The organism is Curtobacterium sp. MCLR17_039 (assembly GCF_003234745.1).
In the GTDB taxonomy this organism is placed as follows: Bacteria; Actinomycetota; Actinomycetes; order Actinomycetales; family Microbacteriaceae; genus Curtobacterium; species Curtobacterium flaccumfaciens.
The window spans coordinates 296,347-321,871 of sequence record NZ_QKTF01000001.1 but is presented as its reverse complement, the minus strand read 5'-3'; the positions used below and the strand labels follow the sequence as shown (position 1 = coordinate 321,871).

General features: G+C 68.9%; 35 protein-coding genes. 27 read left to right on the top strand and 8 right to left on the bottom strand.

Features of this window, described 5'->3' with window-relative positions; all coding sequences use genetic code 11:
• Window positions 1–503 precede the first annotated feature (503 nt).
• The gene (gene upp, locus DEJ00_RS01540) at window positions 504–1,139 is read right to left on the bottom strand and encodes a uracil phosphoribosyltransferase (RefSeq protein WP_027466329.1); all 636 of its coding nucleotides are present in this window, start codon (window positions 1,137–1,139) and stop codon (window positions 504–506) included.
• A gap of 76 nt (window positions 1,140–1,215) precedes the next feature.
• Here upp and DEJ00_RS01535 point away from each other — a divergent pair, with 76 nt between their 5' ends.
• Window positions 1,216–1,650, top strand: a complete 435-nt coding sequence (locus DEJ00_RS01535; RefSeq protein WP_071247896.1) for a nucleoside deaminase — start codon at window positions 1,216–1,218, stop codon at window positions 1,648–1,650.
• On the opposite strand, the gene DEJ00_RS01530 is transcribed toward DEJ00_RS01535, so the two are convergent.
• Window positions 1,631–2,587, bottom strand: a complete 957-nt coding sequence (locus DEJ00_RS01530; RefSeq protein ID WP_027466331.1) for a cation diffusion facilitator family transporter — start codon at window positions 2,585–2,587, stop codon at window positions 1,631–1,633. The genes DEJ00_RS01535 and DEJ00_RS01530 overlap by 20 nt on opposite strands.
• A gap of 64 nt (window positions 2,588–2,651) precedes the next feature.
• Between DEJ00_RS01530 and proC the strand changes: the two genes are divergently transcribed.
• Window positions 2,652–3,482, top strand: a complete 831-nt coding sequence (gene proC, locus DEJ00_RS01525; protein WP_027466332.1) for a pyrroline-5-carboxylate reductase — start codon at window positions 2,652–2,654, stop codon at window positions 3,480–3,482.
• Window positions 3,483–3,569: 87 nt separating this feature from the next.
• On the opposite strand, the gene DEJ00_RS01520 is transcribed toward proC, so the two are convergent.
• Both DEJ00_RS01520 and DEJ00_RS01515 read right to left on the bottom strand, forming a co-directional pair.
• Window positions 3,570–4,265 carry a TrkA family potassium uptake protein gene (locus DEJ00_RS01520; RefSeq protein WP_216852501.1) on the bottom strand — a complete coding sequence of 232 codons (696 nt, stop codon included), beginning with the start codon at window positions 4,263–4,265 and terminating at the stop codon, window positions 3,570–3,572.
• Window positions 4,258–5,691, bottom strand: coding sequence for a TrkH family potassium uptake protein (locus DEJ00_RS01515; RefSeq protein ID WP_027466334.1), 1,434 nt, complete (start codon window positions 5,689–5,691; stop codon window positions 4,258–4,260). Before DEJ00_RS01515 ends, DEJ00_RS01520 begins: the two co-directional genes overlap by 8 nt.
• Before the next feature lie 74 nt (window positions 5,692–5,765).
• Here DEJ00_RS01515 and DEJ00_RS01510 point away from each other — a divergent pair, with 74 nt between their 5' ends.
• The 5 genes from DEJ00_RS01510 to DEJ00_RS01490 all read left to right on the top strand — a co-directional run bounded on the left by DEJ00_RS01510 (window position 5,766) and on the right by DEJ00_RS01490 (window position 7,452).
• Window positions 5,766–6,281, top strand: coding sequence for a helix-turn-helix transcriptional regulator (locus DEJ00_RS01510; RefSeq protein ID WP_051596885.1), 516 nt, complete (start codon window positions 5,766–5,768; stop codon window positions 6,279–6,281).
• A 136-nt stretch (window positions 6,282–6,417) separates the two neighbouring features.
• Complete coding sequence (locus DEJ00_RS01505; protein WP_111056210.1) at window positions 6,418–6,612, top strand: helix-turn-helix domain-containing protein; 195 nt, start codon at window positions 6,418–6,420, stop codon at window positions 6,610–6,612.
• A 109-nt stretch (window positions 6,613–6,721) separates the two neighbouring features.
• A complete protein-coding gene (locus tag DEJ00_RS01500) occupies window positions 6,722–6,820 on the top strand; it encodes a 30S ribosomal protein bS22 (RefSeq protein ID WP_003792170.1) in 99 nt (32 codons plus the stop codon).
• A gap of 87 nt (window positions 6,821–6,907) precedes the next feature.
• Window positions 6,908–7,162 carry a glutaredoxin family protein gene (locus DEJ00_RS01495; RefSeq protein ID WP_071247435.1) on the top strand — a complete coding sequence of 85 codons (255 nt, stop codon included), beginning with the start codon at window positions 6,908–6,910 and terminating at the stop codon, window positions 7,160–7,162.
• Window positions 7,159–7,452, top strand: a complete 294-nt coding sequence (locus tag DEJ00_RS01490; protein ID WP_071247431.1) for a Dabb family protein — start codon at window positions 7,159–7,161, stop codon at window positions 7,450–7,452. Before DEJ00_RS01495 ends, DEJ00_RS01490 begins: the two co-directional genes overlap by 4 nt.
• Before the next feature lie 119 nt (window positions 7,453–7,571).
• Here the strand turns inward: DEJ00_RS01490 and aspS are convergent, their stop codons facing one another.
• Window positions 7,572–8,912 (bottom strand): aspartate--tRNA(Asn) ligase, encoded by a 1,341-nt coding sequence (gene aspS, locus DEJ00_RS01485; protein ID WP_027466337.1) that lies wholly within the window; start codon window positions 8,910–8,912, stop codon window positions 7,572–7,574.
• Between the two features lie 265 nt (window positions 8,913–9,177).
• Here aspS and DEJ00_RS18385 point away from each other — a divergent pair, with 265 nt between their 5' ends.
• Window positions 9,178–9,330, top strand: coding sequence for a hypothetical protein (locus tag DEJ00_RS18385; protein ID WP_181440055.1), 153 nt, complete (start codon window positions 9,178–9,180; stop codon window positions 9,328–9,330).
• On the top strand, window positions 9,330–9,575 hold the full coding sequence (locus DEJ00_RS01475; protein WP_146247853.1) for a hypothetical protein: 246 nt from the start codon (window positions 9,330–9,332) through the stop codon (window positions 9,573–9,575). Before DEJ00_RS18385 ends, DEJ00_RS01475 begins: the two co-directional genes overlap by 1 nt.
• On the opposite strand, the gene DEJ00_RS01470 is transcribed toward DEJ00_RS01475, so the two are convergent.
• Entirely contained in the window at window positions 9,552–9,953 is a 402-nt protein-coding gene (locus DEJ00_RS01470) for a MerR family transcriptional regulator (protein ID WP_371830603.1), read from the bottom strand. The genes DEJ00_RS01475 and DEJ00_RS01470 overlap by 24 nt on opposite strands.
• 41 nt (window positions 9,954–9,994) lie before the next feature.
• Between DEJ00_RS01470 and DEJ00_RS01465 the strand changes: the two genes are divergently transcribed.
• From DEJ00_RS01465 to DEJ00_RS01445, 5 genes are all read left to right on the top strand, one after another.
• Window positions 9,995–11,488 carry a SulP family inorganic anion transporter gene (locus DEJ00_RS01465; RefSeq protein ID WP_111056207.1) on the top strand — a complete coding sequence of 498 codons (1,494 nt, stop codon included), beginning with the start codon at window positions 9,995–9,997 and terminating at the stop codon, window positions 11,486–11,488.
• A gap of 67 nt (window positions 11,489–11,555) precedes the next feature.
• Complete coding sequence (locus DEJ00_RS01460; protein WP_071247418.1) at window positions 11,556–12,212, top strand: histidine phosphatase family protein; 657 nt, start codon at window positions 11,556–11,558, stop codon at window positions 12,210–12,212.
• Complete coding sequence (locus DEJ00_RS01455) at window positions 12,209–12,847, top strand: TlpA disulfide reductase family protein (RefSeq protein ID WP_027466343.1); 639 nt, start codon at window positions 12,209–12,211, stop codon at window positions 12,845–12,847. The genes DEJ00_RS01460 and DEJ00_RS01455 overlap by 4 nt, the downstream gene beginning before the upstream one ends.
• A gap of 45 nt (window positions 12,848–12,892) precedes the next feature.
• Complete coding sequence (locus DEJ00_RS01450) at window positions 12,893–13,591, top strand: cytochrome c biogenesis CcdA family protein (protein ID WP_071247888.1); 699 nt, start codon at window positions 12,893–12,895, stop codon at window positions 13,589–13,591.
• A complete protein-coding gene (locus DEJ00_RS01445) occupies window positions 13,575–15,308 on the top strand; it encodes a cytochrome c biogenesis protein ResB (RefSeq protein ID WP_258373483.1) in 1,734 nt (577 codons plus the stop codon). The genes DEJ00_RS01450 and DEJ00_RS01445 overlap by 17 nt, the downstream gene beginning before the upstream one ends.
• A gap of 14 nt (window positions 15,309–15,322) precedes the next feature.
• Here DEJ00_RS01445 and DEJ00_RS01440 read toward each other — a convergent pair whose 3' ends face one another.
• Window positions 15,323–16,420: a site-specific integrase gene (locus DEJ00_RS01440; RefSeq protein WP_111056206.1), complete on the bottom strand. Its 1,098-nt coding sequence runs from the start codon at window positions 16,418–16,420 to the stop codon at window positions 15,323–15,325.
• Window positions 16,421–16,422: 2 nt separating this feature from the next.
• Window positions 16,423–16,911, bottom strand: coding sequence for a helix-turn-helix transcriptional regulator (locus tag DEJ00_RS01435; protein WP_111056205.1), 489 nt, complete (start codon window positions 16,909–16,911; stop codon window positions 16,423–16,425).
• A gap of 173 nt (window positions 16,912–17,084) precedes the next feature.
• Here DEJ00_RS01435 and DEJ00_RS01430 point away from each other — a divergent pair, with 173 nt between their 5' ends.
• From DEJ00_RS01430 to DEJ00_RS01370, 13 genes are all read left to right on the top strand, one after another.
• Window positions 17,085–17,267, top strand: coding sequence for a helix-turn-helix domain-containing protein (locus DEJ00_RS01430; RefSeq protein ID WP_111056204.1), 183 nt, complete (start codon window positions 17,085–17,087; stop codon window positions 17,265–17,267).
• Between the two features lie 73 nt (window positions 17,268–17,340).
• Window positions 17,341–17,763: a hypothetical protein gene (locus tag DEJ00_RS01425; protein ID WP_111056203.1), complete on the top strand. Its 423-nt coding sequence runs from the start codon at window positions 17,341–17,343 to the stop codon at window positions 17,761–17,763.
• On the top strand, window positions 17,763–18,014 hold the full coding sequence (locus tag DEJ00_RS01420; RefSeq protein WP_111056202.1) for a hypothetical protein: 252 nt from the start codon (window positions 17,763–17,765) through the stop codon (window positions 18,012–18,014). Before DEJ00_RS01425 ends, DEJ00_RS01420 begins: the two co-directional genes overlap by 1 nt.
• Complete coding sequence (locus tag DEJ00_RS01415) at window positions 18,014–18,313, top strand: hypothetical protein (protein ID WP_111056201.1); 300 nt, start codon at window positions 18,014–18,016, stop codon at window positions 18,311–18,313. Before DEJ00_RS01420 ends, DEJ00_RS01415 begins: the two co-directional genes overlap by 1 nt.
• 95 nt (window positions 18,314–18,408) lie before the next feature.
• Window positions 18,409–18,729, top strand: coding sequence for a helix-turn-helix domain-containing protein (locus tag DEJ00_RS01410; protein ID WP_111056200.1), 321 nt, complete (start codon window positions 18,409–18,411; stop codon window positions 18,727–18,729).
• Window positions 18,730–18,948: 219 nt separating this feature from the next.
• Window positions 18,949–19,167: a hypothetical protein gene (locus DEJ00_RS01405; RefSeq protein ID WP_111056199.1), complete on the top strand. Its 219-nt coding sequence runs from the start codon at window positions 18,949–18,951 to the stop codon at window positions 19,165–19,167.
• On the top strand, window positions 19,160–19,576 hold the full coding sequence (locus tag DEJ00_RS01400) for a hypothetical protein (protein ID WP_111056198.1): 417 nt from the start codon (window positions 19,160–19,162) through the stop codon (window positions 19,574–19,576). The genes DEJ00_RS01405 and DEJ00_RS01400 overlap by 8 nt, the downstream gene beginning before the upstream one ends.
• A gap of 7 nt (window positions 19,577–19,583) precedes the next feature.
• Window positions 19,584–19,988 (top strand): helix-turn-helix domain-containing protein, encoded by a 405-nt coding sequence (locus DEJ00_RS01395; RefSeq protein WP_111056197.1) that lies wholly within the window; start codon window positions 19,584–19,586, stop codon window positions 19,986–19,988.
• Entirely contained in the window at window positions 19,985–20,524 is a 540-nt protein-coding gene (locus DEJ00_RS01390; RefSeq protein WP_111056196.1) for a hypothetical protein, read from the top strand. Before DEJ00_RS01395 ends, DEJ00_RS01390 begins: the two co-directional genes overlap by 4 nt.
• A gap of 12 nt (window positions 20,525–20,536) precedes the next feature.
• The gene (locus tag DEJ00_RS18380) at window positions 20,537–20,908 is read left to right on the top strand and encodes a hypothetical protein (protein WP_181440054.1); all 372 of its coding nucleotides are present in this window, start codon (window positions 20,537–20,539) and stop codon (window positions 20,906–20,908) included.
• A gap of 92 nt (window positions 20,909–21,000) precedes the next feature.
• A complete protein-coding gene (locus tag DEJ00_RS01380; protein ID WP_111056195.1) occupies window positions 21,001–21,243 on the top strand; it encodes a hypothetical protein in 243 nt (80 codons plus the stop codon).
• Between the two features lie 193 nt (window positions 21,244–21,436).
• Window positions 21,437–24,178, top strand: coding sequence for a phage tail tape measure protein (locus DEJ00_RS01375; protein WP_111056194.1), 2,742 nt, complete (start codon window positions 21,437–21,439; stop codon window positions 24,176–24,178).
• Window positions 24,178–25,461, top strand: coding sequence for a GDSL-type esterase/lipase family protein (locus tag DEJ00_RS01370; protein WP_111056193.1), 1,284 nt, complete (start codon window positions 24,178–24,180; stop codon window positions 25,459–25,461). Before DEJ00_RS01375 ends, DEJ00_RS01370 begins: the two co-directional genes overlap by 1 nt.
• Window positions 25,462–25,525 lie beyond the last annotated feature (64 nt).

Here is a 25,525-nt window from a genome sequence, read left to right as displayed (position 1 = left end):
ATGGTCGGCATCATCACGCCGACGGTCCCCACTGCCCCTGCGGAGGAGCACGCCTCGGAGAGGACGCGGGTGGACACGGTTGCAGTCATGTGACGAGTATCTGCGGTATACCAACGCGGTGTCAACCGTCCGCACGGACGGTGCGGTGGGCGCGACCGCACGGGCGTCGAGTGCCACGCCCGTTCTTTCCCATTGCGCACGCGATGGAAAGTCGAATCGGGCGTACCGGGTCGAAAGAACCGACCTGGTACGCCCGGAACGACCAGGTACGCCCGGAACGGTCAGGTACGCCCGGAACCGGCAGGTACGCCCGGAACGGGCAGGTACGCCCGGAACAGGCAGGTACGCCCGGAACGACCTGGTACGCCCGGAACGGGCAGGTACGCCCGGAACGGGCGGGTACGCCCGGAACGGGCGCGTGCGGCGGTCGGGACCGCACGGACGACAGGAGGCGCGGTGCCAGCCGGCACCGCGCCTCCTGTCCGAGACGTGTCGGGTCTGCGCTACTCGGCCAGGCCGTAGAGGCGGTCGCCGGCGTCGCCGAGGCCCGGGACGATGTACCCGTTCTCGTCGAGCTTCTCGTCGAGCGCACCGAGGACGATCGAGACGTTGCGGTCGCCGACGGCCTGCTCGACCATGGCGAGCCCCTCGGGGGCACCGAGGATGCACACGCACGTGACCTCCTGCGCACCGCGGGCGAACAGGAAGTCGATCGCGGCGGCGAGGGTGCCACCGGTCGCGAGCATCGGGTCGAGCACGAAGCACTGCCGACCGGACAGGTCGTCGGGCAGGCGCTCGGCGTAGGTCTGCGGCTCGAGCGTCTGCTCGTTCCGGGCCATGCCGAGGAAGCCGACCTCGGCCGTCGGGACGAGCTTGACCATGCCCTCGAGCATGCCGAGCCCGGCGCGGAGGATCGGGACGACGAGCGGCCGCGGCTTGGCGATCGCGACGCCCATGGTGTGCGCCACCGGCGTGTCGATCGGCGTCGCCGTGACCCGGACGCCCCGCGTGGCCTCGTACGCGAGGAGCGTGACGAGCTCCTCGGTCAGGGCGCGGAACGTGGGGGAGGGCGTCGTACGGTCGCGGAGCACCGAGAGCTTGTGGGTGATGAGCGGGTGGTCGGCGACGTGGACTCGCATAGGGTCGAGCCTAGCGTGCCGCCGACCGTCAGGAGGTCCCGTGGAGGAGCCCGCAGCCCGCCCGTTCGTCCCGGCGATGGAGCGTGCGCTCGACGAGGCCCGACGGTGCCTGGAGACCGACGACGTGCCGGTCGGCGCGGTGGTGCTCGACCGCGACGGCGTCGTGGTCGCCACCGGCCGGAACGAGCGCGAGGCGCGGCAGGACCCGACGGCCCACGCCGAGGTCCTGGCGCTGCGTGCTGCGGCGGCGGTGACGGGGGACTGGCACCTCGAGGAGCACACGCTCGTGGTGACGCTCGAGCCCTGCCCGATGTGCGCCGGCGCCGTCATGGCCGCACGCGTGCCCCGGGTCGTGTTCGGCGCGTGGGACCCGAAGGCGGGCGCCAGCGGCAGCGTCTACGACATCGCCAGGGACCGCCGGCTGCCGCACCGCTCCGAGGTCATCGGGGGCGTGCTCGAGCAGGCGTGTGCCGAGCTGCTCGACGACTTCTTCAGTCCGCGGCGAGGATGACGATCGCCTCGGTCGGCGGCTGCGGCCCGGTGCGCAGGACGTCGGGTTCGACGTAGATCACCCGGGCGATCGGCACGGCGCTCCGGACACGCTGCTCGACGGTGTCGATGCCGGCGGCGACGTCACCGAGCCGGCGGTCCCCGTCGACGGCGACCTTCACGCCGACCATCAGCTCGTCCGGTCCGAGGTACAGGGTCTTCAGGTGGATGATCGCGTCGACCTCGGGGCCGTCGAGCACCGCCTGCTTGATGCGCTCGACGTCGGCGGCGGTCGCGCCCTCGCCGACGAGCAGGCTCTTCGTCTCGATGCCGAGCACCACCGCGACCGCGATGAGCAGCGCCGCGATGAGCATCGTGCCGATCGCGTCGAACACCCCGTTGCCGGTGATCGCCGTCAGTCCGACGCCGAACAGGGCGAAGACCAGGCCGAGCAGGGCCGCGGTGTCCTCGAGCATCACGACGGGCAACTCGGGGGCCTTCGCACGGCGCACGAACTGCACCCAGCTCTGCGAACCCTTCTGCGGTCGGGCCTCGTGCAGGGCGGTGCGGAGCGAGAAGCCCTCGAGACCGATGGCGATGACGAGCACGACGAGGGGGAGCCACCAGTTCTCGAGCGGGTGCGGGTGGGCGAGCTTCTCGATGCCCTCGTAGAGCGAGAAGACACCGCCGACCGAGAACAGGATGATGGAGACGACGAACGCGTACACGTAGCGTTCACGCCCGTAGCCGAAGGGGTGCTCCTGGTCCGCCGCTCGCCGGGCCTTGCGGCCACCGAGCAGCAGCAGGAGCTGGTTCGCGGAGTCGGCCAGGGAGTGCACGCCCTCGGCCAGCATCGACGCCGATCCGCTGATCGCCGCCGCGATGAACTTCACGATCGCGATGCCGATGTTGGCACCGAGTGCGGCGAAGATCGCCTTCGTGCCTCCGGAAGCGCTCACAGCTGTCCCCTTCTCGTGGTCTGCGACACGATCCTAGGCGGGTCGCGTCGGTAGGGTCGGGAGCATGACGATCGACCTGCCCCGCACCGCCCTGCTCGGCGTCGGCTCCATGTCCGGCGCGGTCCTCGACGGCCTGCTCGCCGCGGGACTCGACCCGGCCACCGTGACCCTCACCACGAAGTCGGAGGCGTCCGCTGCTGCCCACCGGGAGCGCGGCCTCGACGCCACCGCGAGCGACACCGACCCCGACGCCAACCGGGCGGCCGTCCGTGGCGCGGCCCTCGTCGTGGTCGGCGTGAAGCCGTACATGATCGCGGACCTGCTCGACGAGGTCGCCGACGACCTGGAGCCCGGTGCCGTCCTGGTCAGCGTCGCCGTCGGCACCACCACCGCGAGCATGGAGGCTCGGGTGCCCGCCGGCGTCCGGGTCGTCCGTGCCCTGCCGAACACCCCGATCGGCGTCGGCCACGGCGTCACCGGCATCAGCGCGGGCACCTCGGCCGACGCCGAGGCCGTCGCACTGGCGTCGTCGGTGTTCACCGCCTCGGGCGAGGTCATCGAGGTGCCGGAGGAGCAGCTCGACGCACTGTCCGCCGTGTCCGGCTCCGGTCCCGCCTACGTCTTCCTGCTGGTCGAGCAGTGGCAGCGTGCCGCCGAGGAGCTCGGGTTCACCCACGAGCAGGCGGCGACGATGGTGCAGGGCACCGTCCGCGGCGCTGTCGAGCTGCTCGAGCGGTCGGGCCGCGAGCCCGCCGACCTGCGCCGTGCGGTGACGAGCCCGAAGGGCACGACGGAACGGGCCGTCGCGGTGCTGCAGGACGCCGACCTGGCGGACACGCTGCTGCGCGCGTCGCGCGCCGCGATCGCGCGTGCCGAGGAGATCGCCGCGTCGTAGACGCACACCGCCTCGTGGGCGCAGCCACAGTGCGGACGGGAGGCCCGGGGCGGCGTCGCCACGGGCCTCCCGTCCGTCCGGTGGTCGCTACTCGTACGCGGCGAAGCGCTCCAGGTCGGTCTCGGAACCCGAGACGATGATGACGTCGTCCTCACCGATGACGCTGTCCGGCGTCGCCGGCACGAACGGGTTGCCGGGCGGCTTGATGCCGAGCACGGTCAGGCCGAAGCGGGTGCGGATCACGGTGGTGGCGAGGTCCTTGCCGCGGACCGCGCGCGGCGGGAACATCTTGACCACGGCGAAGTCGTCGTCGAACTCGATGAAGTCGAGCATCCGGCCGGAGACCAGGTGCGCCGTGCGCTCGCCGGCCTCGCGCTCGGGGTAGACGACGTGGTTGGCGCCGATGCGGGACAGGATCGTGCCGTGCGAGCGGCTGATCGCCTTCGCCCAGATCTGGGGGACGCCGAGGTCGACCAGGTTCGCCGTGATGAGCACGCTCGACTCCAGGTCGCTGCCCGTGCCGACGACGGCGATGGCGAAGTCCTGCGCGCCGATCTGCCGGAGCGCGTCGATGTCGGTCGCGTCCGCCTGCACCGCGTGGGTGACCCGGTCGGACCACTTCTGCACCAGTCCGGCGTCGGTGTCGACGACGAGCACCTCGCGGTCCTGGCGTTCGAGCTGCCCGGCGGTGGCGGCCCCGAAGCGACCGAGCCCGATGACGAGGACGGGAGCGTCGTGACTGATGGCACCGTGCTGGTGCGACGAACGGGTGCGGTCAGCCAACGATCGGCCTCTCCTCGGGACGGCGGAACAGTTGCCGGCTCTGGCTGGCGGCCAGGGCAGCGGCGATGGTCACTGTACCGACCCGGCCGAGGAACATGGTGGCGGCGAGCACGTACTTGCCCGATTCCGGCAGGTTCGCGGACACGCCGGAGGACAGACCGCTGGTCGAGAACGCCGAGATCACCTCGAACAGCACGCGGTCGAGCGAGTCGTCGGTGATCTGCAGGAGCACCACGGTCGCGACGGCCACGATCGTCGCTCCCCAGAGCACGATGGCAACCGCGACCCGCAGGACGTCGCTCGGGATCCGGCGACCGAAGGCCTCCATGCTCTGGCGGCCGCGGGCCTCGGCGACCGCGGCCAGGAACAGCACCGCGAGGGTCGTCACCTTGATGCCGCCGGCCGTCGAGGCGGACCCGCCACCGATGAACATGAGCATGTCCGTGACGAGCAGGCTCGAGCCGTTGAGCTGGTCGAAGTCGACGAGCGAGAACCCGCCGGAGCGGGTCATCGTCGACAGGAAGAGTGCCTGGAACGCGGTGCGCCCGGCTCCTTCTTCGCCGAAGGTCGTCGGGTTCGACGCCTCGAGGGCGGTGTAGACGACCGCGCCGCCGAGGAGCAGGACCGCGCTCGTCGCCAGCGTGAGCTTGACGTGGATCGGCCAGCGCCGCGGGGTGCGCAGCTGCTTCGTCAGGGCGCGGATCACCGGGAACCCGATGGACCCCGCCACGACACCGATCATGAGCAGCGTCAGGAACCAGTAGTCGTGGGCGAACGGGTCGAGGCCGTCGGCGTTCGGCGAGAACCCGGTGTTCGTGAAGGCCATCGCCGCGTAGTAGAAGGAGTCGCCGACCGCGGTCCAGAACGGGATGCCGGCGATGAGCACCGACGGCAGGAGCAGCAGGCCGAGGACGATCTCGATCGACAGGGTGCTCACCGCCACCGTCGCGAGCAGGGTGCCGACCTCGCCGAGCCGGACGGCCTGCCCCTCGGGCACGGCGCCGTGGTGGGTGCGGAGCGGGTTCGAGTCGCCGGCCGCCATGAGCTTCGCGCGCAGGCCGAGCTTCCGGGTGACGAACAGGCCGAGGATGGACGCGAAGGTCAGGACACCGACGGCACCGATCTGGGTGCCGATGACCACCAGGACCTTGCCGAACACCGACCAGTGCGTCGCCATGTCGACCGTGGACAGCCCGGTGACGCAGACCACCGACGCCGCGGTGAAGAGGGCGTCCGCGAAGTGGGTGCTGCTGCGGTCCGCCGTGGCCCACGGCGTCATGAAGGCCACCGTGAACAGGAAGATCAGCGCGATGAACACGACGATCGCCAGTCGGGACGGCGACGACCGCAGCACCGTCGCGATCCGGCTCGCTCGCCGTCGGCCGACACTCACGTGGTGCGGGATCGGCTCGGTTCGGTCGAGCATGCGTATGCCTCCGAGGACATGGGCCGGGACGGTTCGTCATGGTACATCCGTGGTGCCCCGGCTAGCCTTGCCCCATGGCCGACATCTTCTCCGTCGTGGCGGACCCGACCCGGCGCGAGCTGCTCGGCACGCTGTTGTCCGCCTACGGTTCGGACGTCACCGGCGGGGAGCTGAGCGTCGGCCAGCTCGTCGAACGCCTCGGGGTCAGTCAGCCCACGGTGTCGAAGCACCTGCGTGTCCTGCGTGACATCGGGCTCGTCACCAGTCGCGAAGAAGGGCAGCACCGCTACTACCGGCTCGACCCGGAGCCACTCGTGCACCTGGAGGACTGGGTCCTGCCGTTCACGGGCGCGGTCGACGCCGACGGCACCCCGGCCACCACCGCGTGGACGCCGGACGGCCAGCCGGTGTCGATCCGCCGGAACGGCACGGCCGGCAAGGCGACGGTGGAGGTGGGCACCGAGCTCGGTCGTGTGATGGCCGAGGCGTCGTACCGGGCCACCGCGGCGATCTCCGGAGCGCAGCAGGGCTGGGAGCGCGTCGTCGACCGCAGCCGCAAGCGCTTCACCCGCCGGGGCGACGAGGACTGAGCCCGCGGCGGGCCGGTGGGCACCGGCCGCGGACTGATCCTGGACACCGGGTCGCACGCGCCTCTACAGTTGCCACTGACCACACAGGTCACACCACTCCCGTGCGCAGCGCGCGTGCGAGCCCCGAAGGCGGACCATGACCGGCAGTTTCGACGACGTGCGCTTCCTCACCGTCGCTGAGGTCGCCGAGATGATGCGCGTCTCGAAGATGACCGTGTACCGGATGGTGCACGCCGGTGAGCTCCCCGCCATCCGCTTCGGCCGCTCCTTCCGTGTCCCCGAGTCGACCGTCGCCGACGTGCTGCGCGGTGGCGTGGCGGACGTCGGCTGAGGGCGCGTTCGACATCACAGCGGGCAGCCGGTAGACTCGGGCAGGTTGATTTTCCGCGGTCTCTTCGGCCCGGTGTCCGTACATCAGCATCAGTCCGAGCGAGGTCCACATGGGTTCTGTCATCAAGAAGCGTCGTAAGCGCATGGCGAAGAAGAAGCACCGCAAGCTCCTTCGCAAGACGCGTCACCAGCGCCGCAACAAGAAGTAGACCCTCACAGGTCTGCGCAGGTCGGAGGACCTGCACGAGAAGCCCCGGTTCGCCGGGGCTTTCGCGTTCCCGGACTACGCTGGGACCATGCCCGCAGTGACGTTCCTGACGAAGCCCGGATGCCACCTCTGCGACGACGCCCGACCCGTGGTCGAACGCGTCGTCGCCGACCACCCGGGGGTCACCCTGCAGGAACGCTCGATCCTCGACGACGACGCCCTCCGCCAGGAGTACGCGGAGGACATCCCCGTCGTGCTGATCGACGGGCGCGTCCACAGCAACTGGCACGTCGACGCCGACCGGCTCGCACGTGCGCTCGAGAAGGCCGAGGCCCGCGCATGATCTCCCACGTCGTCTCCTGGTCCCTGCGGACCGATCTCGACCGCACCGCGTCGATCGCCCGCATCCGCGAACTCCTGACCGGTCTGGTCGGCACCGTCGAGTCGATCCGCTCGCTCGAGGTCGTCGAGAACGTCGCCTACCCGGACAAGAACCACGACGTCGCCGTCGTCGCCAGCTTCGACGACCTCGCCGGGCTCGATGCGTACCAGGTGCACCCGGAGCACCAGGCCGCGGCAGCGGCGATCCGCGAACTGGTCACGGCGCGGGCCGCCATCGACTGGCAGAGCTGAGCCGGGACTCCCGTCCGCGCGCGCTCGTCGCTTCGTGAGCAGCAATGGTCGCCTCCCGCATCGGGAGGCGACCATTGCTGCTCACCATGTGCGCGCGGCGGCGCCGCGCAGCGCGGGACCTACGGGGTCAGGCGCGTCGGGCCACGGAACAGGTACGTGACCTCGCGGATCGACGGCTCACCGAGCATGAGCATCAGCACGCGCGCGAGGCCCATGCCGAAGCCGCCGTGCGGCGGGACGCCGTAGCGGAAGAAGTCGAGGTACCAGCCGAGCTCCTCCGGGTCGAGGCCCTTCTCGACGGCCTGCGCCTCGAGCACGTCGACGCGGTGCTCACGCTGGGCACCCGTGGAGATCTCGGCGCCGTTGAAGATGAGGTCGTAGCTGTTGGTGACCGACGGGTCGCCGGGCTTGCGCATGTGGTAGTACGGCCGGATCGAGGCGTCGTACTCGGTGACGAACACGAACTCGGAGCCGTGGTGCTCCTTCGCCCAGGCGGCGACGCGGCGCTCGCCCTCGGGGTCCAGGTCACCGTCGGCGCGGACGACGTCGTAGCCGCTGTCGGCGACGATCTTGCGCGCGTCGGCCAGGGTCACGCGGGGGAACGGCGTCGCGGGGACCTGCAGCTCGAAGCCGAAGACCTCGGCGATGTCCTTGCCGTACTTCTCCTTGACGGCGGTGATGCCGGCGACCAGGACCTCTTCATGCATCGCCATGACGTCCTCGTGGGACTCGATCCACGAGAACTCGGCGTCGACGCTGGTGAACTCGGTCGCGTGGCGGCTCGTGAACGAGGGGTCGGCGCGGAAGGCGTCGGCGATCTCGAACACGGCACCGAAGCCGGCCGGCTGTGCCATCTGCTTGAAGTTCTGCGGCGACTGGGCCAGGTAGGCGGTCGTCTCGAAGTACTCGAGCTGGAACAGCTCGGCGCGCGACTCGGACGCCGACGCCATGAGCTTCGGGGTGTGGATCTCGATGTAGTCGCGGTCGACCCAGTACGTGCGGAACGCGTGCTCCAGCGTCGTCTGGATGCGGAAGATCAGGTTCTGCTTGCGGTTGCGCAGGTCGAGGAAGCGCCAGTCGAGACGCTTGTCGAGCGACGAGTCGTCGGCGATCGGGGTCTCCGGGATCGCGGCGCTCACCACCTGCAGCGCACCGATCTTGACCTCGAGCCCGCCGAGCTTCACGCGCTCGTCGTGCTTCAGCGTGCCCGTGACGTGCACGAAGGTGCCGTGCGCCAGGCCGGAGATCTCGTTGGTGGTCGCGAGCGCGGACTGTGCGGCGTCGTCGCCGTCCTCGGCCTCGCGCGTCGCCGGGTTCACGAGCTGGACGGCGCCGGTCTCGTCGCGCAGCACGACGAACTGCACCTTCTTCTGGTCTCGGACGGTCTCGACCCATCCGGCCACGGAGACGGGACCGTCGGGGAGGGCTGCCAGGTCGGCGATGCGGGTGCGTTCGATCACGGTGGTCGAGTCTAACCGCCTGCGTCCGGGGGCGTGGGCGGCAGGGTTCCTCCCTCCACACGGCCGCCTGCGTCCGGCGTTCTCCACCGAATGCCGGGAGGCCCGTGGCGGCGCGCGTGGACTCCGTAGCGTTCTCGACGTGGCCGGGTCGCGGGACGAGAGGGGGACCGGGTGGGGACGGGGACAGGGGAGCTCGCGACCTGGCCGCCTGCGGCGGGACGTCGCGCGGGAACAACGGGACCGCTACTGGGCGCGGTTGACCGTGGTGTTCGACCTGATCACCGCGGCCGAGGTCGGGCGCCGCGAGATCGGCCGGAACCTGGCACAGGCGATGTACGACATGCAGAAAGTGCCTGCCGGAGAAGAACCCGCTGCAAGGGTGCTTGCGGAACTGTTCATCGAGAAGAGGAGACCGTGATGACGACCCGTCTGCGCCGTGCCTGGCGCGAGCTGGTCCGGAAGGAGGACACGGTTCCCGCGGAGCGGCCGTACATCGGTCCTGCGCCTGGCGAGAGCACGTGGGACTGGGCGCAACGTGGGGCGATCGACTGGCAGCTCCACGTTGAGGAGGGGGAGCTCAAGCTCGAACTCGAGCGGCAGCGCATGCGCGCCAGGGTGCTCGCCGAGGACGTCGCCACGTCAGGGGAGCGAAGCGCGGAGTGACCCGAGCGTGCCGATGAACTCCTCGGCCATGCCGGCCCGCTCGACGAGCTTGGCGTGACGGGCTCGGGCGTCCTCGAGGTACGCGTCGAGGCGGGCCGCCAGCGCTGGTTCGTCCTCGGGGTCCTTCGTCGCGAGGGCGTCGACCACGCGGAGCAGCTCGGCCATCTCGTCGAGGGTGAACCCGAGCGGCTTCATCCGGCGGATCACGAGCAACCGTTCGAGGTCCTGCGCCGTGTAGACCCGGAACCCGCCGGTGGTGCGGCCGCTCGGTACGAGCAGCCCGACCTCGTCGTAGTGCCGGATGGTGCGCAGGGACATGCCGGCGCGGTCGGCGAGTTCGCCGATGTGCATCGTGTCGGGGACGTCGCTGGTGCTCACGGGTACGACTCTACCCTCACGTGAGGGTAGAGTTCCGATCGATGTCCGTGATCACACACGCGCCGACGGCTCCGAGCGTCCTCGCCGCCCTCCGCTCGCCCCGCATGCTCACCCGAGAGGTCCTGGCCGGCATCGTCACCGCGCTGGCCCTCATCCCCGAGGCGATCTCGTTCTCCGTCGTCGCCGGGGTCGATCCCGCGGTCGGGCTGTTCTCGAGCGTCGTCATCGCGATCGTGATCTCGATCGTCGGCGGTCGCCCGGCGATGATCTCCGCCGCAGCCGGCTCGGTGGCGCTCGTCATCGCCCCGCTCGTCCGGGAGCACGGGATCGAGTACCTCGTGCCCGCGATCGTGCTGGGTGGCGTGTTCCAGCTCGTGCTCGGGTTCCTCGGGGTGGCACGGCTGATGCGCTTCATCCCGCGCAGCGTCAACGTCGCGTTCGTGAACGCCCTGGCCATCCTCATCTTCACCGCCCAGCTGCCGAACCTGCTCGGCGACGACGTCCCGTTCGTCGTCTGGCCGCTGACCGTGCTCGGCATCGCGATCATCGTCGGCTTCCCGTTCCTGACGAAGGCGGTCCCCGCACCGCTCATCGCGGTGGTCGTCGTCACCGGCCTCACGATGGTGTTCAGCATCGCCGTGCCGACGGTCGGCGACGAGGGCGCCCTGCCGACGGCGCTCCCGGGCTTCGGCGGCATCACGACGCCGTTCACCTTCGAGACGCTGCAGATCATCGCCCCGTACGCGTTCGGCGTCGCGATCGTCGGCATGATCGAGACCCTGCTCACCGCGCAATTGGTCGACTCCATCACGGAGACGGGCTCGAGCAAGTGGCGCGAGTCGTGGGGTCAGGGCATCGCGAACATCGCGTCCGCCTTCTTCGGCGGGACCGGCGGCTGCGCGATGATCGGCCAGACGGTGATCAACGTGAAGACCGCGGGTGCCCGGACCCGCGTCTCGACCTTCGCGGCCGGGGTCTCGGTGCTGGTCCTGACGATCGTGCTCCACGACCTCGTGGCCCAGATCCCGATGGCGGCACTGACGGCGGTCATGCTCATGGTCTGCGTCGCGACCTTCGACTGGCACAGCATCCGACCGCGCACCCTCCGACGGATGCCGCTCGGCGAGACCGCGGTCATGCTCGTCACCGTCGTGGTGGTCGTCGTGACCGAGAACCTCGCCACCGGGGTGCTCGTCGGCGTGGTCGTGGCGGCCCTGGTCTTCGCCCGACGGGTGGCGCACGTGGTGACCGTGGTCCGCGAGCCGGTCGACGACCGCACCGTGCGGTACCGGGTCCGCGGGGCGCTGTTCTTCGCCTCGTCGAACGATCTCGTCACACGGTTCTCCTACGCCGAGGACCCGGAGCACGTGATCATCGACCTGGCCGACGCCCACGTGTTCGACGCGTCCACGGTCGCGGCGCTCGACGGGGTCGAACAGCGGTTCGCGAAGCACGGGTCGACCGTCGAGGTGGTGAACCTCGACACGGGGTCGATCGCGCTGCACGGGCGGCTCTCCGGTGAGCTCGGCGGCTGAGTGCTTCCGCATCCGGTGAATCACCTGAGGGGGCGGTGGGAACCGCGGGCGACCTACACTGGAACCCATGCCCGCGACCCGTCTCCACCTCGTCCGGCACGGAGAGGTGCACAACCCGGGCCGCGTCCTCTACGGCCGGCTCCCGGGCTTCGGGCTGAGTGACCTCGGCACGCGGATGGCCCAGGCCTCCGCCACCGCCTGGAAGGACGCCGGCGTCGACGTGCGTCGGATCGTCGCGTCCCCGCTGCAGCGCACGCAGGAGTCCGCCGCGCCCTGGTCGGCCGCCTACGGGCTCGACGTGACGCTCGACGAGCGCCTGATCGAACCGACGAACCGCTACGAGGGGCAGCCTCCCGGGTTCACGAAGCGCTCGCTCGGCCGCCCGGCGGAGTGGCCGTGGATCGCGAACCCACTGCGTCCCAGCTGGGGCGAGGCGTACGAGTCCATCGCCAACCGCATGCTCGCGGCGATGACCACGGCGTGGGAGAGCGTGGACGAGGGCGACGTCGTGCTGGTCAGCCACCAGCTACCGATCTGGATGGTCCACCGGAAGCTCGCGGGGGAGCCCCTGTGGCACGACCCGCGCAAGCGCCGCTGCGACCTGTCGAGCATCACCACCGTCGAACGTGCGCCCGCCACGTCGACCGGTCGGTTCACCGAGGTCGGGTACGCGGACCCCGCGCAGGAACTGCGCGCGACCGCCGTCGACGAAGGAGCAGTGTGAACAGCACGAGCAGTGTGCGCGTCATCAGCAAGCGGTTCGCGGTCCTCGCGGCGACGGCCGTGGCCGCCGTCCTGGTCCTGTCCGGCTGCTCGTCGGACAGCGGCGGCATCGCGAAGCAGTACGGCAACGGCACGACCCAGAACTACATCTCCGGCGACGGCGCCGTGACCGAGGTCTCCGCGAAGGACCGCACCGACCCGGTCACCTTCCGGGCCGAGGACTCGAACGGCGACACCGTCTCGTCGAAGGACCTCCGTGGCAAGGTCGTCGTCCTGAACTTCTGGTACGCCAGCTGCCCGCCGTGCCGTGCCGAGGCGAAGTACCTCAACCAGGTGCACGACGAGTACGCCGGCGCCGACGACGTCGCGTTCATCGGTGTCAACGTCCGCGACGAAGCAGCGACCGCGGCCGCCTTCGAGCGCACCTTCGACGTGCAGTACCCGACCGTCCTCGATCAGCGCACGGGCACGATGCAGCTGGCGATGTCCGGGCAGATCGCACCGAACGCGGTGCCCGCCACGATCGTCCTCGACACCAAGGGCCGCGTCGCCGCCCGGGTCCTCGGCGCGATCGACGGCACGAGCATCCTGAAGACCCTGGTCAGCGACGAGCTCGACGCCGGCAAGGCCTCCTGACCCGTGACCTCCAATCCCTTCGCCGACGCGATCCTGAGCGGCCAGATGGCCGTGGCGCTGCCCGTGGCGGCGCTCGCCGGGCTCGTGTCGTTCCTGTCCCCGTGCGTGCTGCCGCTCGTTCCGGGGTACCTCGGGTACGTCGGCGGAGTCGCCGAGGGCGGGCAGCGTCGGGGCCGTGTGGTGCTCGGCGTGCTGCTGTTCATCGCCGGGTTCACCGCGGTGTTCGTGGCGTACACCACCGTGTTCGGGGCGCTCGGCTTCTGGCTCGTGCGGTGGCGCGACCTCATCACGCAGATCCTCGGGGTCGTCGTGATCGCGATGGGACTGGTGTTCGTCGGTCGGTTCACGTTCCTGCAGCGCACCATCAAGCCCAGCTGGACCCCGGCCACGGGGCTCCTCGGTGCCCCCCTGCTCGGCATCGTGTTCGGCCTCGGCTGGACTCCGTGCCTCGGCCCGACCCTGGCGGCCATCAACCTGCTCAGTGTCCAGTCGGGCAGCGCCTGGCAGGGCATGTGGCTCGGGGTGGCGTACTGCCTCGGGCTCGGCATCCCGTTCGTCCTCGTCGCCCTCGGCGCCGGCTGGGCTACGGGGGCCATCGCGGCGGTGAAGCGTCACATGCGCACCGTCAACATCATCGGAGGAGCGATCCTGATCGTCATCGGTCTGCTCATGGTCACCGGTATCTGGTCGGCCGTCATGTCGAGCGTCGGGGCGGTGATCCAGAGCTTTGTCCCCGCGGTCTGACCTCAACGAGCACATCCCGACGGGCGCAGGCGACGGGGCCGACAGCGCCTCCGACCCGCAGCGGCCGTCCGACCACGTCGACGGCTCCGGCCCCACCGACGGCGGCGTCAACCAGCCGAAGCTCGGCTTCGTCGGGTACCTCCGGTTCTTCTGGCGGCAGCTGACGAGCATGCGCACGGCGCTGTTCCTGCTCATGCTGCTCGCCCTCGCGGCGATCCCGGGCTCGCTCGTCCCGCAGCGCACCGCCGACCCGAACGGCGTCGTGCAGTACAAGGCGGACCACCCGCAGCTCTACCCGGTCCTCGACAAGCTCCAGGTCTTCGACACCTACACCTCGGTGTGGTTCTCCGCGATCTACCTGCTGCTCTTCATCTCGCTCATCGGCTGCATCGTGCCCCGCACGAAGCACCACTGGCAGGCCCTGCGGACCCGTCCGCCGAAGACCCCCGCGCGCCTGACGCGACTGGCGGGCTTCCGCACCGTGGCGGTGCAACCCGACGCGATGATCGACGGGACGACCGGGATCGACGCGACCACGGGCCTCCCGTCCGCCGAGCACGCGGTGACGCGTGCGATGGCGATCCTGAAGCGGTCCGGGTACCGCGTCGAGCGGTTCGGTGACTCGGTGAGCGCGGAGCGCGGCTACCTGCGCGAGACCGGCAACCTGGTGTTCCACGCCGCCCTCGTCGGGGTGCTCCTGGCGGTCGGTGTCGGCGGCGGATTCGGCTTCACCGGACAGCGCCTGCTGGTCGAGGGGCAGACCTTCTCGAACGTGCTCGGCTCGTACGACTCGTTCAACCCCGGTCGCTGGTTCCAGCAGACCGACCTCAAGGGCTACAACCTGCGCCTCGACAAGTTCGTGACGAAGTACGAGGAGCGCAACCTCGACGCCCTCGGCCAGGCGCTCGACTACTCGGCCACCGTCACGAGCACCGAGAAGGGCGGCGAGCCGAAGACGAGCCGCCTCGGTGTGAACGACCCGCTGCACGTCGGCGGCACGAACGTCTACCTGCTCGGCAACGGCTACGCGATGCAGGTCACGGTGCGTGACGGCGACGGGAACGTGGCGTTCAAGGACGTCGTGCCGTTCCTGCCGGAGGACGCGAACTACACCTCCACCGGCGTCATCAAGGTGCCGGACGCGAAGCCGGACCAGCTCGGCATGGTCGGGTTCTTCTACCCCACGGCATCGAAGCTCGCGAGCGGCGCGTACTCGAGTGCCTACCCGGACACCCAGAACCCGCTGCTGACGCTGCAGGTCTACACGGGTGACCTCGGGCTCGACAGCGGTGTGCCGCAGAGCGTGTACACGCTGAGCACCAAGGGCCTCGACCAGATCGCCGGTCGGCAGTCGGACACCGCGAGCATCGCGCTCGAGCCCGGCCAGACGAAGAAGCTGCCGGAGGGCGCCGGGTCGATCACCTTCGACGGCGTCAAGCGGTACGTCTCCCTCGACGTCCACCACGACCCCTCGCAGCTCTGGGTGGGCGGGTTCGCCCTGCTCTCCACCCTCGGTCTGCTCACCTCGCTGTTCGTCCCGCGCCGCCGCGTCTGGGTGAAGGTCGTCCCGCGCCGCGATGCGCAGGGCGGCGAGTACGACCTCGAGTACGCCGGACTCGCACGCGGCGAGGACCCGAACCTCGAACGGGCCGTCGCGGACATCGCACAGCGCCACACGTCGGACCTCGGAGTTAGGATGCAAGTCCGAGGCGAGTAGTGCCCGCGCGGGAATCAGGCCGTTTCAGACCTGCCAGTCCGCGAGGAGTCCGCAGCAACGCGGGACGACCGCATCAGGTCCGCAGCAGCGGTCCGGGTGCGGTCTTCTGCTGTGCCCCAGAGGTGGCTGTACGTGTTGAGCGTCGTCGTCGCCTTCGCGTGCCCGAGAGCGCGCTGCACCGTGACCACGTCGGCACCGTGCGCGATCAAGCCCGAGGCGAAGTAGTGGCGCAGATCGTGGGGAGTGAAGCCGCTGACGCCGGCGCGCTCGAGCGTTCGGGTGAAGTGCCAGCGCAGGGAGTCCGGGTTCGGCGGTCGGCCAGGCAGGAGCCAGCCATCGTCGCCGTGGACTCCGATGTTCGCAACGTGCTTCGACAGCAAGGCCACGAGCTCGTCGGGGAGGTACACCGGTCGCTCACTGCCGTGCTTTGGGGGGATGACGGACAGTGTGCCGGGCTCCTTCTGCACCTGCCGGGTGACGTGCAGCGTGCGCTTGAGGAACTCGACGTCGCCGACCTGCACGCCGGCGACTTCACCGATGCGGAGGCCGGCGAACGCGGCGAGCGCGACAAAGGGCCTGAACCAGTCCTCGGCGGCATCCATGATCGCCCCGACCTGCTCTGGCGACGGGATCACCATCGCAACCTCCGCGCGACGGGTGCGGGGGAGTCGGACGCCGATCGAGGGATCGACGGTCAGGATCCGATCCGCCATCGCTGCCCGGATCACGGTGCGCACGTTGCCCATGCGGGTCTTGATCGTCCCCGGCGCGAGGCGCGCCTGCATGTACTTCACCCACGACTCCACGTGGCTGCGACGCAGCTTGCCCGTCTCGATCGCAGCGAAGGTGCAGTCGTTCATGGTGATGTCGTACGAGTCCCGCGTCGACGACGCCCAGATCTGACGAGGGGCCCACTCGTCGTAGAACGCGCGCAGGGTCGTGCGTGCTGTCTTCGGGTCGACGTAGGTGCCGGTGATGACGGCGCTCGCCGTGGTGTCGAGCCAGTCCTGCGCGTCCCGTTTTCGGTCGAAGTGCTTCGCGTGCTCTCGTCCGCTGTCGTCGCGGTACCGTGCGCGCCACTTGCCGTTCGGCCTCTGCCTGATGCTCGACATGGCTACTCGTCCACCGTCCACTTGATCTGTTCGAGGCCGTCGAGCATCGCCTGTGTGTAGGGGCCGCGGTCGTCCTGATTCCTGAGCTCAAGCAGCAGCTGGGTCTGTGCGTCGTGGACCAGCTCGACGGGTATGACGCCCACGTCGTAGCGGACGCTCTTGCCGAGCTCGCCGGCGTCGAGTGCAGTCTCGTCCTGACGAACCAACGCGTCGGCCTCAGCGGCCAGCCGCCGTTGCAGCCGCAAGACCTCCTCGACCTGGTCCTCCATGTAGGCCTGGGCAGCGGCGAGCTGCTTCATGATTCCGAACACCCGTTCCTGCACGTCAGTCACCGTGAAGGTGTGGATGCTCAGCACCTCAAGGATCTCGGCGAGTGAGTTCGCCTCGCTGAGGCGCAGGGGACGCTCTCCGCGCTCGACGTTCCACACGGTGGCCTGCGACCACCTGTGGCCACGCTCGCGCATAGCGACGGCGAGGTCCTTCTGCGACATCGAGCCTCGCGCTCGAGCTACGTTCCGGCCGATCTGGGCGTCATCAATCTCCACAGGACTTGACCATACTCCAAAGGTAGTCGGAGTCAACTCTGGTGTGTCGTAGTTGACCACGACTACGAACGCGTGCATGCTGTCGATATGAAGTCGTCCACGACAACGAAAGGACAACCATGCAGAAGCTGCTGACCATCGTCGAGGCGGCACCGCTCGTGCGGAAGACAGAGGCTGCCATGCGGTGGTGGCTCGCGCAGAAGGACTGCCCCGTGAAGGCCGCGAAGATCGGCGGCCGGGTGTTCGTCCGTGAGACGGACATCGAGGCGTACATCGAGGCGCAGTTTGCGGAGGCCTCGTGAACAAGAAAGAGCCCCGGGCGGCAACCCGGGGCGAGTCCAGTAACCAGCAGATGAACCAGAACGGACGAGACCAGTGAACACCAGACAGTCCTCGCACCACAAGCCATCCGGGATCAGCTCAGAGGCACTCGCAGCAAGTGCGGCCTACCCGATCAGCATTCGTGACGCGATCTTCACGCGCGTGCGGCCGGAAGTGCGTGACGGTGTCGTCACGCGGACGATCGGAGAGATCCAGATCTTCCCGGATTCGCAGCGCATCGACATCGTTCTCGGCATCGGAGTGATGCCACACGAGCGTGAAGCAGCTGCCCACAACGCCGTGATCCTTCCGCATGAGCTCCGCACCGTGGGCGATGCCGAGACGTGGGGAGAGGCCACCCATCGCCGGACGGGGGAGCGCATGTGGCGCTGCGCGCTCTGGCTGCCCGCGCCCGACCCCCTCGTGCAGCTCGAGCTGGAACTGATGATCGACGTCGACGTTGACGTGAGCGCCTGATGGCCGAGGTCACAGAGATCCGTCCGTCAGTGTCGATCCCGCCCACAGTCGGGCAGGCATCCGCCGTGGAGGTGACGAACGGGTGGACGCAGGACGAGGGCAAGCCCCGGACCCGACGACTCGACGTCGTCCTCCTCACGCTCAGCGAGGACGGTACGTGTGAGCTCGCGAAGCACATGACGCCGGCAGAAGCCGATCGGCTCGCCGCGGAGCTCGCCGCCATGGCGAACCGTGTCCGACGGGTCAGCTGATGGACGCCAGCACCTACGAACGGTGCACACAGCGCGGCTGCATCCGATTCGGTCTCTGGCACACCTCCCGCGACACCGGGCACCGCTTCCGTACCGTCCGCACAGCGCTCGCCGCAGTGTCGATCGAGAAGCGCGATGAGGACGGGCCCTGGACCGTCTGGCTCGCTCGTGGAGATACCGAGCCAGTCCAGGTGACGGCTCCGCCCGACCCGACAACCGATGTCGCCCATGAGGACCACATGGAGCTTCGTGCGGCCGTCCTGTACGCACTTCGCAGCGCCGAGAAGTTCAACGCCTGACACAGAAGCGGGCGGGGCCGACACCACGCGGCCCCGCCCGAAGGAGAGAACTCCATGATCGCAGACACCACCGACATCCCGCAGGGGTGCGACGGGTGAGCTTCAAGGCCGTGAAGTGGGCGTACGAGCAGCACGGGATGACACCCGGGCAGAAGTCCGTGCTCGTCGCGATCGCGTTCCACTTCAACGAGGACGAGCACTGCGCCTGGCCGTCCTACCCGAAGCTCGCGGAGGAAACCGAACTCGACCGCGTCACCGTTTGGCGTGCTGTCCACGCGCTCGACAAGCAGCTCGGCCTGGTCGTCGTCGAGTCCCGCCGCTCAGACGGGAGACAAACCAGCAACCAGTACTGGCTGCCCGACTACGACCCACAGTCCAAGCCGAGCCGCGCGACGTTCACGGAAGCCCCGACCTGAGTTGCACCACGCAATGGACCGGGTTGCGTCACGCAACCCAGACCGTTGCGTCACGCAACCCAGACAGTTGCCTGACGCAACCCCCGGGGGTTGCGTGACGCAACCCGAACCACAAGAGCAACCACAAGAGAACCGCAACATCAATGGCAAGTGAACGCGAGGCGGTCACCTTCGATCCGATGTCTCGCCTCGTCCGCTCCACCGAACAGGAAGAACCCCATGGCACAGCAGCAGTCCGCATCGACGAAGTGGCGTGAACGCGCGCTCAAAGCTGAGGGAGAACGAGACGCCGCTCAGGAGAAGTACGAATGCCTCCTCGACCAGCTGACCGTCGACCTCGCCGACGTGCTCACCGAGCGCGGACGCATGGAGGGCCCCGTCATGCAGCAGTGGCTCTCCGACCACGGCCTGGTCCCCGAGGAGGACACCGATGAGTGACAACGAGAACGACGACCTGATCCGCGCCACCATCGACCTCGCTCGATTCGCCGGCGCAAGCAAGGGAGTGTTCATCGAACGTGACGGGGTCCCGATCGGCGTCACCGACATCGGCACCGTCGGCGTCCCAGCATTCATCCTCGCCCTGCGCGCCGCCGCGCACGCCACCAGCTCCGAAGCCCTCACCCGTGAGGTCTCCGAAGCCCTGGCGCAGCTCGACGCCGAACACGACACCGCTGAAGTCGTCCACATCCTCTTCGGCAGCATCGTGGTCCTCGCACGCAGCTACCTCGCGCCGGCGTACGAACGACTCGACGCGGCCGGCGACGACCTTGGCGACGCCACAAGTCGACAGTGGGCGATGCTGCGCCGCGCGCTCGCCGAAGACGACCCCACGCCGACCAGCTGAGCGCCGCATGCCACGACAGCCCGAGAACCTCGTCGTCGGCTCGCACGGGCCCGAGGTCACCGTCACCGGCAGAGTCGCCGCCTACCTGCTCCGGCACGCCGGCCTCGACGCCTACCGACGTCAGCACCGCGGCGAAGACCCCGAGGTCGACAACACATTGGTCGCGCTCACCGTCGTCGCACTCAACTGGCGCAGTTCCGCTACCGGAACGCGAGAGGCCGCGACCCCGGAACTCGATCACACTGCGGACTGGATGAGCACCCGGCAAGCAGCTGACGCCCTCGGGCTCTCGGACCGCGGCATCCGGAAAGCAATCCAGGAACACCGGCTGCACGCCGTACGTGTGGGACGCGCCTGGCGCGTCGACCGCGAGCAACTCGCCCAGTACACCGAACGAACGGACAAGAGATGATCACCCCAGAACTCGAAGCAGAAGTGCACGGCCTCCGCGCCCAGGCCGCCGAGATCCAGAAGGACTACGGCCGGCAGCAGAAGAACATCGAGAGCGACGGCAACCTCAGCGACGCCGGCAAGACCGCCGAGCTGGCTGAGGCCAAGGCGCAGGCCAAGGCCGAAGCAGGGCAGCTCCGCGACAAGGAGGTTGCTCTGGTGAAGGACCGGATCCGCAGCCTGCAGACCAAGCTCGACGCGAAGATCGGGTACGGGGCGACCGACATCATCGCTTTCCGTGACGCGCAGGACCGTGCAGAGCGAGTGGCGGACAAGGACGTGGCAGCTCGGCTGATGGGCCAGGCGCTCCGAAGCAACGACCGCACCATGGCGCACGCGCTCTTCCGCAAGGCATCCGAGAACGGATGGTCGGAAGCGGTGAAGCAGTTCGCCACCGAGAACCCCGACTCCGCTGCAGCGGCCGAGGAGATCGAGAGCCTCGAGAAGGTACTCACCTCCGGCGGCTTCCAGCGGACGCTGTCCTACATGATCGCCTAGGGCACGACGAGCATGACGGACACGCAACCTCCGACCCCCGCCGAACTGCAGGCCCAGCTCACCGAGATGCAGGGCCGACTGGCGGACGCCGAAGCACAGACGCGAGAAGCGGAGCTCGGCACACTCCGGGCCCGCATCGCCGGCGAGCACGGCATCAAGGCGGAGTACCTCGACTTCCTCAGCGCGACCGACGAAGCGACGCTCCAACACCAGGCCGAACGCCTCGTCGCACTCGGAGGCGGACAGTCTTCGCAAGCTCTGCTCGGCAACGTGGCACCGCGTGAGGGCGCTACGACAGTGACCCACTCGAAGAACTCACCCCGAGAGGTGAAGCGATTCGTCAACGAGCTCTTCGATCGCGACCCGGACCTCAACTACTCGTGACCCACCCGGGGGTCCCCCCTCGCCCCACCTGGAAGTACCACAGGGGATAGGCGTCGTCTCTCCCCGGCTCGAAAAAACGAAAGGAGGCGGCCGTGCCCAGGGCGCAGAAAGTGAAGCTCGCCCCCGCCGTCGCAGGCAGCAGACGCCAGGTGCTCGAGGCGCTGCGACGCCGCATCGCCGAGGAAATCGACTCCGGCACTGTCGCGTCCCATGCTCTCGCTCGCCTCATCGCTGAGCTTTCTCGGATCGATGCCGAGCTGCGGACACCGATCGTGGACGACGTCAACGACGAGGAAGACGTGGAGGACGGAGTGTTCGATCGCAGCTCGATCTGACACCCGATCCGGAACCGCGGGCCGCAGTAACAGGCGGCCCGCGGTTCCTTCGTTTTGTCCCTGGTCACGGGTAGAATCGACGTGACGGACACCACTGCCGAACACGTCGCGGGTGGGTCAGACAGCATCGCTGTCCGGCCGGAGGACAACCCCTAGCAACTCCCGGGGGAAGCGCTAGGAAGCGTGTCCTCCGTTGGCCAACCGCACCGTCAAGACGTCCCTAGTAGCCGAGGTTTCCGGCTACATCTCCGGTTTCGACCAGGCCGCGAAGAAGACCCGCGAGCTCGGGTCCGAGACCGAGAAGCTCGGGCAGAAGCGCGAGGCCATCGAGGGCCTTGGCCGTGCGTCTCTCGCGTTCGGTGCGGTCGCCGCGGCCGCGGTGGGGCTCGCCGTCGCGAAGTACGCCGAGTTCGATGCGGCGATGTCGTCGGTACAGGCGGCAACACATGCGTCCGTGACGGAGATGAACCAGCTTCGCGACGCAGCGATCGACGCCGGCGCAACCACGGTGTTCACCGCCACGCAGGCCGCGAACGGCATCGAGGAGCTCTCCAAGGCCGGCGTCAGCACCACCGACATCCTCAACGGTGGCCTCTCCGGCGCACTCGACCTGGCCTCGGCCGGCGAGCTCGAGGTTGCCGACGCTGCGCAGATCGCCGCAACGGCGATGACGCAGTTCAACGAGAAGGGGTCCGAGGTTCCGCACATCGCGGACCTTCTCTCCGCCGGTGCCGGCAAGGCGCAGGGCAGCGTGAAGGACCTCGCGCAGGCACTCAACCAGGGTGGTCTCGTCGCGTCGCAGGCGGGGTTCTCCATCGAGGAGACCACGGGCACCCTCGCAGCGTTCGCGTCCGCGGGTCTCCTCGGCTCCGACGCGGGTACGTCGCTGAAGACGGCGATCATCGCGCTGCAGAACCCGTCCGACAAGGCGCGCGGGATCATGAAGCAGTACGGCATCGACGTGTACGACTCGTCGGGCAAGATGCTCTCGTTCGGTGGCATCGCCGCGCAGCTCGAGGACAAGCTCGGCACCCTCTCCGACGAGCAGCGCAACGCCGCCCTCGCCACCATCTTCGGCAACGACGCTGTGCGCGCCGCGAACGTCCTGTACAGCGAGGGTGCGTCCGGCATCGCCGAGTGGACCGGCAAGGTCAACGACAACGGGTACGCCGCGGAGACCGCCCGCCTGAAGCTCGACAACCTCAAGGGTGACGTCGAGAAGCTCGGCGGCGCGTTCGACACGGCACTGATCCAGTCCGGGTCGGCCGCGAACGGCAGCCTCCGCTCCATCGTCCAGACCGCCACGTTCCTCGTCGACGGCATCAACGCGCTCCCGCAGCCCGTCCTCGCCGCTGGCGTCGCCGTGACCGCCCTCGCCGCTGGTGTCGGCCTCGTCGGTGGTGGCGCGCTCATCGCTGTCCCGAAGATCGCAGCGCTCAAGGTGCAGCTCGACACCATGGGCATCAGCTTCAAGACCGCTGCTCTCCGCAGCGCCGCCGCCGGCCTCGCGCTCGGCGGGGTGACGCTCGCGATCGGCTACCTGGTCGGCAAGCAGGCGAACCTGCAGGCGATGACGTCGGAGCTCACCGACACCCTCGACGACTCGACCGGTGCGCTCACGAAGTACAGCCGCGCCATGGTCGTCCGGAAGCTCGCTGAGGACGACACGTTCAAGGCGGCGAAGGAAGCCGGCGTATCGCAGAAGCAGCTCACCGACTCGATCCTCGAGGGTGGGGATGCCCTCGACAAGACCCTCGAGAAGTTCGGGAAGACGAACAGCGTCGGGCACGCCTTCGACGGCGTCGCGCTCAGGTCTGTGTCCGCTCAGGGCAAGATCAAGGATCTCGCGAAGGCGGTCGAGGACAGCCAGACGGCGTTCGACAACCAGGAGAAGGCCAACGGCGGAGCCGGCGTCACGGCAGCCACGGTCGCAGAGCAGTACCAGGCCGAGGCCGCGAACGTCTCCGACCTGTCGAACGAGCTCGAGCAGCTGATCGGCCAGATCAACGCCGCGAACGACGTCAACCAGGACGCCATCAGCGCGAACGCTTCGTACCAGGAGGCACTGGCCGGGCTCGGGGAGCAGGTCGCGGAGCAGCGGAAGAACACCGAGGGCTACACGACGTCGCTCGATGAGAACACCGCGATCGGTGCCAGCAACGCCGACATGCTGTCGAGCCTCGCGAACCGGGCCCAGGAGGCCGCGTCGAAGCAGTACGAGGTCGACAAGTCGACCATGGGTGCGAAGGACGCTGCCGACAAGTACGCGAGCACCCTGGCGGAGCAGCGGCGGAAGTTCATCGAGTCCGCGACCGCTGCCGGGTTCAACGCCGGCGAGGTGAAGAAGCTCGCCGACCGTGTGTTCCAGCTGCCTTCGGCGAAGGAGATCAAGCTCCTCGCCGACACTAAGCAGGCGCAGGTGGACCTGAACGCGTTCATCACCCGCAACGACGGCCGCGTCATCACCGTCCGCCAGCAGCTCATCACCGAAGCGATCAAGTCCGGTGCCGCGCCCGGTGCCGCGAAGGCGGCGTACAACGCCAACGGCGCGGTCATGGACTTCTACGGCGACGGTGGTGTTGCCGAGAACCACGTGGCGCAGTTCGCTGCAGCCGGCACGATGCGCGTCTGGGCTGAGCCTGAGACCGGCGGGGAGGCGTACATCCCACTCGCCGCGTCGAAACGGACCCGGTCCCTCGCGATCTGGGAAGAGACCGGCCGCCGGCTGCAGGCGTTCGCGGACGGCGACGTGCGCGGCGGCACCCCGACGTACGTGCCGACCCCACCGCAGATCGTCTACGCATCTGCGCCGGGCTCTGCTGCCGACGCCCGGTCGATGACGTTCGCTCCACAGTTCGTGTCCTCCGGCAACCAGCGGCAGGACTTCGACGACGCCTGGTTCCAGTACGTCACCAAGATGCAAGGGGGTCGCTGATGCCGGCAGACCCGCTCACGACAGGAAGAGGCAACATGCAGCCGTACGCAAAGGTCCCGTGGTCGGAACTGCCGAGACCCGACGATGTGGAAGTCCAGCCCGTAGGCGGTGAGGGACTCTACTTCCGGCGGCGACTTGCGCCGCTTGCCGCCAGCGCATTCGGATCCGGCATCGCCTGGCTCGGCGACTCGATCACCCGTGGTCTCGGCGCGACCAACAAGGGCGACTCCTGGCCAGGCGTCATCCCTGGGACCAGCGTGGCCGTGGCCGGCGACAGCATCCCTACCTACGCCATGCTCCACTCAGGCGGGAAGCTGGCGAAGACAGTTAACGCCGGCGTCAGCGGCGACACCACCGCCAAGATGCTCGCGCGCGTCAAGAAGGACGTCATCAACTACAACCCCGCGGTGTGCGTCGTTCTCGGTGGCACCAACGACTCCGCGACACCAGTGCCCGTCGACGACTTCGCCGCGAACATCACGGGGATCGTCACCCAGCTCCGAGCTGCGGGCATCGTCCCGGTGCTCTGCACCATCCCGACCATCAACTCGACGGCGCAGCGGCCGGTGATCGTGAACTACAACACGTGGCTGCGCCGGTACTGCGCCGTGCAGGGCATCCGGATGCTCGACTTCTACGCCCTCACCGTCGACCCCGCGACCGGGAACCTGCTGCAGTCCACGATGGGCAACACCGACGGCACGCACCCGGGCAACATTGGCAACGCGCTGCTCGGGAAGTACGCCGCCGACACGCTCGCGCCGCTCGTGGGAGCAGCGACAATCCCCGTCGCGTCGGACAACACCGACGCGCTGAACCTCGTGCTCGACGGCCTCAACTACGGCTCCGTGACGAATGGGCTGGCAGCCCCGTGGGGGGTGTTCGGCTCGCTCCCGACTGGCGCGACTCCCTCCGTGGTCACAGACCCGCTCGTGCCCGGCAAGATGCAGCAGCTGTCGCTCTCCGCCGCCACCAGTGGCGCGACGCTGTACAAGCGGATCACGCCGACCCCCGGCCGTCGCATCGTGATCTCGGGCGCGGTGACGAAGACCGCCGGCGCGGCCGGCCTGCAGGCGTACTTCAACACGTCCAACCAGACCGACACGTACAACCAGCTCCTCGACATCACCGAGGCAGTCACACGCGGCAAGTTCTCGACCGAGCTCGTCGTGCCGGAGAACACGAACAGCATCGACCTCAAGATGTTCGTCCAGCCCGGCACCACGACGTTCGCCGTCGGTCAGCTCACCGCATACGACCTCACCGCGCAGGCTGTGCTGTAGTCCCGGGATCACGACGCCGTCGGCTGCGTCCTCGCGGCCGGCGACGTGGACTCTCGCCTAGGTC